Origin of the sequence: Enterobacter cloacae complex sp. P27C (assembly GCF_014895705.1) — a bacterium.
GTDB classification, from domain to species: Bacteria; Pseudomonadota; Gammaproteobacteria; order Enterobacterales; family Enterobacteriaceae; genus Enterobacter; species Enterobacter bugandensis.
In genome coordinates, this window is record NZ_JADBQB010000006.1 from 310,828 (window position 1) to 322,962 (window position 12,135).

Sequence of the window (12,135 nt, forward strand, 5' to 3'; positions counted from 1 at the left end):
CAATCCTCATGACGACAACCACCACCTTCTCCTTTACCCATCGCCCACTTGTGCCGTTTTCGCATGATTATGCTCATGGCGATAGCGAGCCGTGGCATGAGCACGACTGCGCGCAGCTGCTGCACAGCCTGACGGGCGTCGTGCGGGTCGATACCGCATCCGGCTGCTGGGTAGTGCCGCCCGGGCGCGGCGTCTGGCTACCGGCGGGGACACAGCACTCGCTTCGCATCACCGGCAACGTTGCAGCCCGCACGCTGTTTATCGATCCGCTGGCGCGAGCCGATCTCCCGGCGACCTGTCAGATCGTGCAGATCTCCCTGCTGCTGCGCGAGCTGATCCTCACCTCCCTGACGCTACCTGAGTCGTACTCGCCGGGAAGCCGTGACGAGCGCGTGTATGAGCTCATTCTGGATGAAATTCGCATCATGCCGGTGCTGCCGTTTCACCTGCCGGAACCGGAAAGTGAAGCGTTACGCCAGCTGTGTCGGCAGGTCCGTCAGTTACCAGGTGAAAGCTGGAGCGGTCAACAGAGCGCGAGCTTGCTCGGCATGAGCGAGCGTACGCTGAACCGCCATTTTCAGCAGCAGACCGGGTTAAGCTACGGCGAGTGGGTGAGGAGGGCGCGCCTGCTGGAAGCCTTAGTGCGGCTGGCGCAGGGCCAGCCGGTGCTGCGCGTGGCGCTGGATCTGGGATACGGCAGCCACAGCGCCTTTACGGCGATGTTCCGCCGGGCGATGGGTATCTCACCCAGCGATTACTTTAAGAACGACTAACCGCGTTAAACAGCGCCTGAAGCGACGCGCGCGCCACGTCGCTGTCAATGCCCACGCCCCAGCTGCTGGTGCCGTCCTGGAACAGGCAGCGGATATAGGCCACCGAGCGGCTGTCGCTGCGTTCGCCCAGCGTATGTTCGTGATAATCCTTAATCACAAACGGCGCGTTGACCCAGCGGCTCAGGCCCTGCGCGGCAGCGGAGAGCAGACCGTTGCCCTGACCCTCCAGCTGGCGCGTTCCCCCCTGCGTGACAACGCTTGCCGTCAGCCGCAGCTGGCCGTCCTGCTGGCCGTCGCTGCGGTAGGATTGCAGCGCCAGCTGCGGGGTCGTTACCAGCCCGTAGCGGGTGCGGAATAGCTGCCACAGCGCGTTCTGCGTCATTTCTTTCCCGTGGCGATCCGTTTCCTGCTGCACGTGCTGGCTAAAATCCTGCTGCAGGGCGCGGGGCAGCTTCAGGCCGTGATTTTGCTCAATAAGCCAGGCGCTGCCGCTTTTTCCTGACTGGCTGTTCACGCGGATCACCGCTTCGTAGGTGCAGCCGATGTCCTGCGGATCGACGGGCAGATAGGGCATCTCCCAGCGATCGCCAGGCCTGCGGGCATCAAAGCCTTTCTTGATGGCGTCCTGGTGCGAGCCGGAGAAGGCGGTATAGGCCAGCCGTCCTGCCCACGGATGGCGCGGATGGACAGGCAACTGGTTGCATGCCTCTACCGTTTCGACCACCCGATTCATATCGCTAAAGTCCAGATTGGGACAAATGCCCTGGCTGTAGAGGTTCATCGCCAGCGTTACCAGGCAAACGTTGCCCGTGCGTTCGCCGTTGCCAAAAAGGCAGCCCTCCACGCGGTCCGCGCCCGCCATCACCGCCAACTCCGCGCTGGCGACGCCCGTTCCGCGGTCGTTATGCGGATGCACGCTGATGCACACGTCGCGGCGGCGGCTGAAGTGGCGGCAGAAATACTCGATCTGGTCGGCATAGACGTTCGGCGTACTGACCTCGACGGTAGCGGGTAAATTGATCACCATTGGCCGTTCATCGCACGGCTGCCAGATCTCCGCCACGGCTTCACAAATCTCCAGCGCAAACTCCGGCTCGGTAAAGCAGAAGGTTTCCGGGGAGTACTCGTACTGCCAGCGGGTTTCAGGGTTCTCTTCACAAAGCTGGCGGATAAGCCGCGTGGCGCGGGTGGCCAGCTCGACGATCTGCGCTTTCTCCATGCCGAACACCAGGCGGCGGAACAGCGGGGCGGTGGCGTTATACAGGTGGACGGTGGCCTGCTTCGCGCCGCGCAGGGATTCAAAAGTACGATGGATGAGATCTTCCCGCGCCTGTGTTAACACCTGAATCGTGACGTCATCCGGAATGCGGTTCTCTTCGATAAGCTGGCGGACAAAGTTGAAGTCGGTCTGCGAGGCGGACGGGAAGGCGACCTCAATCTCTTTAAATCCGCAGCCCAGCAGCAAATCCCAGAACTGCAGCTTGCGCGCGCTGTCCATCGGCTCGGCAAGCGCCTGGTTGCCGTCGCGTAAGTCTGTCGAGAGCCAGCGCGGCGCGCGGGTGATGGTCTGCTCCGGCCAGCGGCGGTCGGGCAATGAAACGGTGGGATAAGGCTGGTATTTGTCGGCGGGTGTGTTCAGCATGATGCGCTCCTGTTGTCTTTTCACTATCGTGAATTGATTTCAGGAGCGCTGCTTTATCGAAACTGACAATCGCTGTCGCGTTCTGGACAACGCGAATTAGTGCGCCCCTCCGCCGCCGCCACCGGCGCCAAACGGCGGTCTGGCAAACCACACCAGCCCCAGCAGGACGATGAAGATCCCCGCCGATATCCAGAAAATCTCGTTTGCCGAGATAATCAGCCCCTGGTTGGTGATCTGCTGGGCAATCCAGCCGGATGCCTGCTGCTCCGTCATCCCCATGCCCTGAAGCTGACTGTACATCTGCTGGGCATTCGGATTGTACGGGTTCACCGCTTCGGTCAGCTGGGCGTGGTGCATCGATTCACGGTTGGTCCACAGGGTGGTGGTGATCGACGTCCCGATGGAACCTGCTAGCGTACGGGTGAAGTTCGACAGGCTTGATGCCGCCGCCAGACGCTCAGGCGGCAGGCCAGAGAGCGTAATGGTGGTCAGCGGCATAAAGAAGCACGCCACCGCAAAGCCCTGAATGAACTGCGGCCACGCCGAGGCGCCAAAGTCCATTCCCGGCTCAAAGGTATACGCGCGCCAGTAGAAGCACACGGCGTACATAATGAAGCTGAACGTCACCAGCCGACGCATATCGAGCTTGTGGGCGAAGCGGCCAATAATCGGCGACAGCAGAACCGGGATCACCCCAACGGGCGCTGAGGCCAGACCCGCCCAGGTCGCGGTATAGCCATACACCTCCTGCAACAGCTGCGGCAGCAGAACAATCGCGCCGAAGTAGAGCATATAGGCGAGGCTGATACACAGGCAGCCGATGGTGAAGTTTCGCGATTTGAAGAGCGAGAGATCGACAATCGGGTTGTCGTCCGTCAGCTCCCAGACAATCAGGAAGCTTATCGACACCACCGCGACAATGGTCAGGATGATGATCTCCTGCGAGTTGAACCAGTCGAGCTCTTTACCGCGGTCGAGCATGATCTGCAGACTGCCGATACCCAGGATCAGCAGCGCCAGCCCGATGCTGTCGATACGGCGCTGTTCGGTGCGCGTCTCTCGTCCCCGCAGCGACTGCAGCGTCATCAATACCACGACGGCGCCAATCGGTACGTTGATAAAGAAGATCCAGCCCCAGTGGTAGTTATCGCTGATGTACCCGCCCAGAATCGGTCCGCAGATAGGCGCGACGATAACGGTCATTGACCACAGCGCCAGCGCGACCGAACGCTTTGCTGGGGGGTAGTTGCTCAGCAGCAAACTCTGCGACAGCGGGATCAGCGGCCCGGCGACAATCCCCTGAATGACGCGGAAGAAAATCAGCATCGTCAGGCTGCTGGACATGCCGCACGCCCAGGAGGCAAGAACAAACGCTACCGTGGACCAGAGGAACAGCTTCACCTCACCGACGCGCTTCGCCAGCCAGCCGGTGATAGGGATGGAGATGGCGTTTGCCACCCCAAACGAAGTAATGACCCAGGTCCCCTGGCTCAGCGATGAGCCAAGGTTGCCGGCGATGGTTGGGATCGCCACGTTTGCGATGGTGGAGTCCAGCACCTGCATGAATGTCGCCAGCGACAGCGCAATGGTCATAATGACCAGCTGCGCGCCTTCCAGCGGTTTTTGCGGCTTTTGCTGTTGCATAACGCTCACCTTCGGATTAACCGGCGTTTGCCTTCACGATGTCATCGATCAGTTTGTTGACCGGATCGAGGCTAATTTCACGGGCGTTACTTTCATAAACCGGGCTGCTACGCACCTGGCTTGCCAGGATCTGACCGTCGCGGTTGGCGGTATCGACCGTCACAAGCGTGGAGAGGCCGATACGCAGCGGGTGATCCGCCAGCTGTTTGGCATCCAGCTCGATACGCACGGGCAGACGCTGAACCACTTTAATCCAGTTACCGGTGGCGTTTTGCGCAGGCAGCAGGGAGAAAGCGCTGCCGGTCCCCATATCCAGACCCACCACTTTCCCGGTGTACTTCACGTCATCGCCGTAGATGTCGCTGACGACCGTCGCGGTCTGGCCGATACGCATATGGGCGAGCTGCGTCTCTTTAAAGTTGGCGTCTACCCACAGGTTGTCTGCCGGCACGACCGCCATCAGCGGCGTGGTCGGGCTAATCTGCGCCCCTGGCTGGACGGAACGGCGGGAGACGTAGCCGGTCATCGGACTGACGATTTTGGTACGCTGCAGGGCAAGCCATGCGTTGCGTACTTCAGTCGCCGCCTGTTGTACGGCGGGCTGGTTTTCGAGGCTGGTGCCGAGCACCATCGCCTGGTTGGCGTTGTACTGTTGAATCGCCACGTCCAGCTGTGCCTGGGCACTGGCAACCGCGTCGCGCGCGTGCTGCAGCTCTTCACGGCCAATCAGGTTAGCGGTGCCGAGCGGTACACGGCGGTTCAGGTCGCTCTGCGCCTGCGCAAGTGCGGTTTTCTGCACGTCGATGTTGGCCTGCAGCTGTTTACTGTTGATCATCAGCTGGCGGGTCTGACGGACGCTGGAGGCCAGCGCGGTCTTGGCTTTCTCAAAGGCCTGCTGGGCGTCGGTTGGATCGAGGGTCACCAACACATCGCCTTTTTGCACAAAGTCGGTATTGTCAGCCCAGACTTTCGTCACGCTGCCCGACACCTGCGCCATAATCTGTACCTGGTTCCCTGCCACGTATGCGTCGTCAGTCTCTTCTGCATGACGCAATACTAAAAACCAATAGATCCCATATGCCACGGCAATAATAATAAAGAGCAAGGTCAACAGAAGAAGGGCACTTTTACGTTTGCCTTTCTTATTGGCCGGTTGCTGCGGGGTAGTGCTCTCCGCATTTGCGCTCATTGTTGTTCTCCACGATCTTCTTATTTTCACATCGGCTAAGCCGACCTGTTGTCAGAAAGGCCAGCAGTGTGACGTGCTGGCCTGTCGGTTTTCTTATATAAATCTGGATTGTTGAGCGTGTCGTCGCGTTAGCGCAGCGCCTCAAGAACAGCGCCTTCTTCATCCATCTGGTCCAGACGGGTGAGCAGCTTGCGAGTGATGTGCTCAAGCTGGTCGCGCTCGGAAGTACTGAGGGCAGACCAGAGTTTGTGCAGGCAATTGTGCTGAGGTGGCAGCACCTCACGCAGGAACTGGTGACCTTTATCGGTCAATTGCAGATGCAGGCAGCGGCGATCGTTATCGCTTTCACGGCGCTCAATCCAGCCGCGCTTTTCCAGCTCATCGGCAATACGGGTCGCATTGGTACGGGACGATCCCAGCGCGCAGCTCAGCTCAGAAGGCTGAATGCTATGGTTTTCCTGAGACTCCAGCGTAATCAACGCCATAAACAACGTCTCGTTAATCCCTTGAGCTTTCAGCATTTTATTACGATTTTCCAGTAGCTTACCCTGCATGTGCATGCACAGGCGGGTCAGCAGGATTTCCTGATACGGGAAGTCCTCATGACGACTGGCGCGGAATTTAAGCATTTGTTCAATGGGCGTAAACGAACTATCCATTTTGGGCATAACCTCATTAATTACAGCCGATATAGTAACGATGGTGACAAATAATGTAAATGAATTATTTGTGCGGTTATATCCGCCAAACGAATGCCACCATCAAAGAGCGCCGGGTAAGTCCGTGACCCGGTGAGCACAGAAAGCGTAGGGTATAAACCCGCTGAAGAGAGGATGTGGGGACGGGGGTCTGAACTATTCATGCCAATTGTAGATATGTCACCCACATTAAAATTTCTGGGATAAATGATTACGTTTACATTAACAGACTGCCGGGCCCCTTTACACCCTAAGAGGCCCAAAGCAATGTAAAACTTAATGAATTGCTTCCTGACGATGATAGCCGCGCCACCATACAACCAGGTTAAGCGCGGCGACGATTGCCCCTATCCCGCACACACCTGACCAGCCGGCATGCTGCCACGCCGACGCTGATATTAACGAACCCGCCGCACCACCAATGAAGTAGCTGGTCATGTATCCGGCCGTGAGGCGGTTACGCGCCTCGGGCTTCACGCGGTAAATCACGGTCTGGTTGGTGATGTGCACACCCTGTACGGTGAGATCGAGCACCAGAATACCGACGATCAGCGCCAGCACCGAGACGTGCCCATACCAGATGGCCGCCCAGGAGAGCAGGAGCAAAATCAGTCCGGCTGTCGTGGTCATGTGCGATTTGCCTTTATCAGCCAGCCCGCCTGCCGGGCGAGCGCCCAGTGCACCGGCGGCACCGGCCAGACCGAACAGACCAATCACCCCTTCGGAATAATTGAACGGCGGTGCTGCCAGCAGAAACGCCATCGACGTCCAGAGAATGCTGAAGTTGGCGAAGGTTAAACATCCCAGCAGAGCGCGGGTGCGCAGCAGTTTATCCTGCGTGAACAGGCTAAACACGGAGGCCAGAAGCTGCGGGTAATTCAGGTGGTTCTCCTGCTTCACCTTCGGCAGCCCGCGCCACAGCGCCAGCGCCATCACCACCATCAATACGCTCGCCACCCAGTAAACGGTGCGCCAGCCGCCGAGGCTTGCCAGCAGCCCGGCAACGGTTCGCGCCAGCAGAATGCCCAGCAGCAGGCCGCTCATGATAGTGCCGACCACTTTGCCGCGTTTTTCCGGCGAGGCGAGCGTTGCGGCGAGAGGCACCAGGATTTGCGCGACGACGGAGAAAAGCCCCGTTAGCGCGGTACCGACGATCATCATCGTCAGCGACTGGCTGCTGGCGGTGATCAGCATGCCGCCTGCCGCCAGAAGCGTCATAGAGACGATAAGCATCCGGCGCTCAAACATATCGCCCAATGGCACCAGGAATAGCAGCCCTGCCGCATAGCCGAGCTGCGCAGCGGTGACGATAAAGCCGGCGGAGCTGGCTGAAAGATCGAAGGCGCGCGCGATAGTATCAAGCAGAGGTTGTGCGTAATAGTTGCTGGCGACTGCCAGACCCGTTGCCACGGACATTAAAAGGATGAGTGCGGGGCTAAGCCCCTGAGATGTTTTTGTCATTAGTTTCAGGAATCGTGAGTTAAGTGATTATTTTTCCGGAAACCATAATAGCTAATGATTGAGATTGTTGGGGGATTGTTATGTGTGTGTTTGTGCGGTTAATCCCCTCACCCTAACCCTCTCCCCAGAGGGGTAACGGTCCGGGGTGAGGGGTAAGGTTGTGTTGTGTTTTTACTTCTGCGCCGCAAGCGCCTCTTTCACCCAGCCATCAAACTGCTGCTGGTGGGCTTTGATCCAGCCATCCACGTGGCCTTTAACATCCGCCTCAGAGGATTTGCCCGCGTGCATCATCGCATTCTGGGCGTTGATGTCCGCCAGCGGCAGCTTCATCACCGAGAACAGCTTCGCCGCAGCCGGGTTTTTCTCCGCCCAGGCTTTGTTCGCCACGATGTGCATAGTGTTCACCGGGAAGCCATAGTTCATGCCGTTCGGCAGTTTGGTGTCGATATCTTTCTGCTCGCCCGGCAGGGAGGAGAAGGGCACCTGTAACCACACCACGTCTTTGCCCGGCTTCAGCACGTCGCTCACCCAGTACGGCGTCCAGGTGTAGTAGATCACCGGCTTGCCTTCCTTAAAGCGGGCAATGGTGTCGGCCATCATCGCGGAGTAGTTGCCGTGGCTCACGTCGACGGTTTTCGCCAGATCGAACGCTTTGTTCTGGTGGTTAATCACCGCTTCGCAGCCCCAGCCCGGCGAGCAGCCCATCATGTCGGCCTTGCCGTCACCGTTGGTGTCGAACAGTCTGGCGATCTTCGGATCTTTCAGCTGCTCAATATTGGTGATGTGGTACTTATCAGCGGTTTTCTTGTCGATCAGATAACCCTGCGCCGCGCCGGTCACGAAGGTGCCTTCGCGATAGAATTTCTTATCGCCACCTGCGGCGGCATACATGTCGTCGTGCAGCGGCTGCCAGTTCACGGCGGTAAAGGTGGCATCACCGGAGGCAATCGAGGTGTAGCCCACGTTGTAATCCACTTCGCTCGGCGTGTTGACCGTATAGCCCAGCTTCTCCAGCGCGCGGCTGACGATCAGGGTCTGGAAGCTCTCTTCCGAAATGGTGCTCTGCACCGGCTGCACGGTAATGCCTTTGCCCGGCAGGTCAGCGGCAAACGCGCTGGTGGAGACAAGGGTGGCAAACGCTGTGGCAAAAAGTACGTTATGTCGCATCGTTGTTCCTTATTTTGTAAATGGGCGGGTCAGTAACCCGACAGGGCCGGTGGTGTACCAGCGACGGTTGCCGCGACTGCGTGAATCACGACCGACAGCCTGGGTCAGGCGGTCAAGGATAATGGCGAGGATCACAATCCCGACGCCCCCGACGGTCGCCAGCCCCATGTCGAGACGGCCAATGCCGCGCAGCACCATCTGGCCGAGACCGCCAACGGCGATCATCGAGGCGATCACCACCATGGACAGTGCCAGCATCAGCGTCTGGTTAACGCCCGCCATAATGGTCGGCATCGCCAGCGGAAGCTGAACCTTAAACAGCATCTGACGCGGGCTGGCGCCGAACGAGCGCGAGGCCTCAATCAGATCCGCCGGCACCTGGTTAATGCCCAGGATCGTCAGGCGAATAATCGGCGGCAGGGCGAAGATAATGGTCACCACCACGCCCGGCACGTTACCGATGCCGAACAGCATCACGATAGGCACCAGATAGACGAACGCCGGGGTGGTCTGCATCGCATCCAGCAGGGGACGAATAATCTTCGCCGCCCGCGGGCTGCGCGCCAGCCAGATCCCCATCGGCAGGCCGATGACAATGCAGAAGAGCAGGGCGGTCAGCACCAGCGCCAGGGTAATCATCGCCTGAGACCACGCGCCAATCGCGCCAATGGCGATCAGGGAGATCAGCGTGGCGATGCCCATACCCGCGCTACCGAACTGCCACGCGATCAGCGAGAACAGGATTATCGCCACGGGCGCCGGCATGCCCAGCATCAGCTGCTGGAAGCCGTTCAGGATGTAATCCACCGGGATGCGGATCCCCTGGAACACCGGGCGGAAATGGGTAACGACCCAGTCGATCCCCTCTGTCACCCAGCTGTCCAGCGGGATCAGCGTCTTGTGGAACGGATCCATAATATTGAAATGCTCTGGCGCAGGCGCGGGTGCGCTGTTGAGCCAGTCCGCCGCGCCGCCGCCGTCGGCAGGTGCGGGCGTGGAACCCCACGCATCGGCAGATTGCGCCGCGCTGTCTGCAGCTTCAGTGGTACCCCATGGGTTTGATTGATCAGCCATTGTTTGCCCCCTCGCGATCTAAAGCCTGTAGCAGCATCCGTTTTGAGATGATGCCAACGTACTGTTGTTCTTCACCGACAACCGGCACGGCGCAAGGCGCCTGACCCACGTGAGAGAGCAACTCGCTAAGCGGCGTTTCGGCATCCACGGCAAGCGGAGCGTCAATCAACGCCGCATCGATTCCCTGATTTTCGCTCAGGGCGGTTTTCAGAGAGTCGATGGAGACAACGCCGACAAATTTATTGCCGCGTTCAACCAGATAGCCGTATTCACGGTCTTCATCCTGCAACAGCTTCAGCGCGGAGCGCGGGCCGAAGCCTGGCGTTTTTCGAATAATGCCGTTTGGCGTTCGGCGGGCAATATCTTTCGCGCTAAATACCTGGCTAATATCCACGCCGCGGAAGAAGGTGCGCACGTAATCATTCGCCGGATTATTCAGAATTTCATCCGGCGTGCCGACCTGCACCACTTCGCCATTTTGCATAATGGCAATGCGGTCGCCAATACGCATGGCTTCATCGAGATCGTGAGAAATAAAGACAATGGTGCGCTGGTGTTTGGCCTGTAATTTTACCAGCTCATCCTGCATCTCGGTACGAATTAAAGGATCGAGGGCGGAGAAGGCTTCATCCATTAATAATATGTCTGGATTAATGGCTAACGCGCGGGCTAATCCGACGCGCTGACGCATCCCGCCCGAAAGCTCGTCCGGGTAGGCATGAGCGTAATTTTCCAGTCCAACCTGACGCAAAGCATCCAGGGCTTTTTCCTGACGTTCCTGAGCAGGCGTGCCGGCTAATTCCATACCGAAGGCGGTATTATCGAGCACCGTCATATGCGGCATCAGCGCGAATGACTGAAACACCATTGCGATCTTCTTTCTGCGCACCTCGCGGAGTTCTGCGTCTGAGATTCTGGCGATATCCACGCCGTCAATCAGCACCTGTCCGCGGGTGGGTTCAATCAGGCGATTGAGAAGGCGAACCATAGTGGATTTACCCGAACCGGATAACCCCATGATGACAAAAATCTCGCCTTCTTCAATGGCCAGACTGGCGTCTTTAACGCCAAGCGACAGCCCGGTTTTTTCCAGAATTTGCTCTTTCGAAAGGCCTTTCTCAATATATTTGAATGCGCGCTGCGGGTGCTCGCCAAATATTTTATAAAGATTTTTCACTTCTAATTTAATTGCCATGCAATAGAGAGTGTCCTGTTATTTGTTTATGTCGATATGATTACCATGGTAAATTGTTAACGGGCATAACCCTAACATACTGAGAATCTGAGACAACCCTGAGTTGGCCTGACGCCGGAATTTTGATGCAAGCGAAACGGCTGAATTTCCCATGAATAAAGGGCTGAGGACGGTTTGAATTTTTCTCAATTTTTTGCTGCTGCGTCGGGAAATTCGCCTGAATCGGTGTGATTCAGGCGAATATGACGGGGAAATTACAGTGTAGTTCCTGGTGAAATAGTGGTGTGGAAATAATGAGATTTATATTTAATTAATGAACGTTAATTCATACATTAAAAATCCCAATCCTCATCTTCTGTCTCCACCGCTTTACCCATCACGTACGACGATCCGGACCCGGAGAAGAAATCGTGGTTTTCGTCCGCATTGGGCGACAGCGCCGCGAGGATCGCCGGGTTTACCTCCGCCATCTCCGGCGGGAAAAGCGCGTCGTAGCCCAGGTTCATCAGCGCTTTGTTCGCGTTGTAGCAGAGAAACGCCTTCACGTCCTCTTCCCAGCCCGTTCCGGCGTACAGCTCTTCGGTATAGCTCAACTCGTTGTCATACAGATCCATCAGCAAATCGAGGGCGAACCCTTTGAGTTCCTCGCGTTTTTCCGGGCTGACTTTCTCCAGCCCTTTCTGATACTTATAGCCGATGTAATACCCGTGCACCGCCTCGTCACGGATAATGAGGCGAATCAAATCGGCGGTGTTGGTGAGCTTGCCCCGGCTCGACCAGTACATGGGCAGCCAGAAGCCGGAATAGAAATGGAAGGATTCCAGGAACACGCTGGCGATCTTCTTCTTCAGCGGCTCGTCGGCGCGGTAATACTCCAGCACCAGCTCCGCCTTGCGCTGCAATGACGCGCTCTCTTCGCTCCAGGCGTAGGCCGCGTCCACGTCTTTGGTCTGGCACAGCGTCGAGAAAATCGAGCTGTAGGAGCGGGCATGCACCGCCTCCATAAAGCTGATATTCGACATCACCGCCTCTTCGTGCGGCGTCAGCGCGTCGCTCATCAGCGCGGGCGCACCGACGGTATTCTGAATAGTGTCCAGCAGCGTCAGGCCGGTAAAGACGCGGATCGTCAGCTGCTGTTCGGCGTGGCTCAGCGTCTGCCAGGCTGGAATATCATTGGAGAGCGGCACCTTTTCCGGCAGCCAGAAGTTGCTGGTCAGGCGGTTCCACACCTCCAGGTCTTTATCGTCCTGAATCTTGTTCCAGTTAACGGCACTCACGCGTGACAGTTTCAT

10 protein-coding genes are annotated in these 12,135 nt (G+C 57.8%); 1 reads left to right on the forward strand and 9 read right to left on the reverse strand.

The window, feature by feature from the left end; translation table 11 throughout:
• Nucleotides 1–8: 8 nt before the first annotated feature.
• Nucleotides 9–773 (forward strand): helix-turn-helix domain-containing protein, encoded by a 765-nt coding sequence (locus tag IM291_RS14755; protein WP_192971700.1) that lies wholly within the window; start codon nt 9–11, stop codon nt 771–773.
• Here IM291_RS14755 and leuA read toward each other — a convergent pair.
• The 9 genes from leuA to nrdF form a co-directional block, all read right to left on the reverse strand.
• Nucleotides 760–2,415 (reverse strand): 2-isopropylmalate synthase, encoded by a 1,656-nt coding sequence (gene leuA / locus IM291_RS14760; RefSeq protein ID WP_063155069.1) that lies wholly within the window; start codon nt 2,413–2,415, stop codon nt 760–762. The genes IM291_RS14755 and leuA overlap by 14 nt on opposite strands.
• A gap of 96 nt (nt 2,416–2,511) precedes the next feature.
• Complete coding sequence (gene emrB, locus IM291_RS14765) at nt 2,512–4,059, reverse strand: multidrug efflux MFS transporter permease subunit EmrB (RefSeq protein WP_028014182.1); 1,548 nt, start codon at nt 4,057–4,059, stop codon at nt 2,512–2,514.
• 16 nt (nt 4,060–4,075) lie between these two features.
• Nucleotides 4,076–5,248: a multidrug efflux MFS transporter periplasmic adaptor subunit EmrA gene (gene emrA / locus IM291_RS14770; protein ID WP_048998549.1), complete on the reverse strand. Its 1,173-nt coding sequence runs from the start codon at nt 5,246–5,248 to the stop codon at nt 4,076–4,078.
• Nucleotides 5,249–5,376: 128 nt separating this feature from the next.
• Entirely contained in the window at nt 5,377–5,907 is a 531-nt protein-coding gene (gene mprA / locus IM291_RS14775) for a transcriptional repressor MprA (RefSeq protein ID WP_041911975.1), read from the reverse strand.
• A 315-nt stretch (nt 5,908–6,222) separates the two neighbouring features.
• A complete protein-coding gene (locus IM291_RS14780) occupies nt 6,223–7,407 on the reverse strand; it encodes an MFS transporter (protein WP_047367513.1) in 1,185 nt (394 codons plus the stop codon).
• Nucleotides 7,408–7,578: 171 nt separating this feature from the next.
• Nucleotides 7,579–8,574: a glycine betaine/L-proline ABC transporter substrate-binding protein ProX gene (gene proX / locus IM291_RS14785; protein WP_045260894.1), complete on the reverse strand. Its 996-nt coding sequence runs from the start codon at nt 8,572–8,574 to the stop codon at nt 7,579–7,581.
• 9 nt (nt 8,575–8,583) lie between these two features.
• Entirely contained in the window at nt 8,584–9,648 is a 1,065-nt protein-coding gene (proW, locus tag IM291_RS14790) for a glycine betaine/L-proline ABC transporter permease ProW (protein WP_047367515.1), read from the reverse strand.
• Nucleotides 9,641–10,843, reverse strand: coding sequence for a glycine betaine/L-proline ABC transporter ATP-binding protein ProV (gene proV / locus IM291_RS14795; protein WP_045260893.1), 1,203 nt, complete (start codon nt 10,841–10,843; stop codon nt 9,641–9,643). The genes proW and proV overlap by 8 nt, the downstream gene beginning before the upstream one ends.
• 332 nt (nt 10,844–11,175) lie before the next feature.
• Nucleotides 11,176–12,135: a class 1b ribonucleoside-diphosphate reductase subunit beta gene (gene nrdF, locus IM291_RS14800; protein WP_192987164.1), complete on the reverse strand. Its 960-nt coding sequence runs from the start codon at nt 12,133–12,135 to the stop codon at nt 11,176–11,178.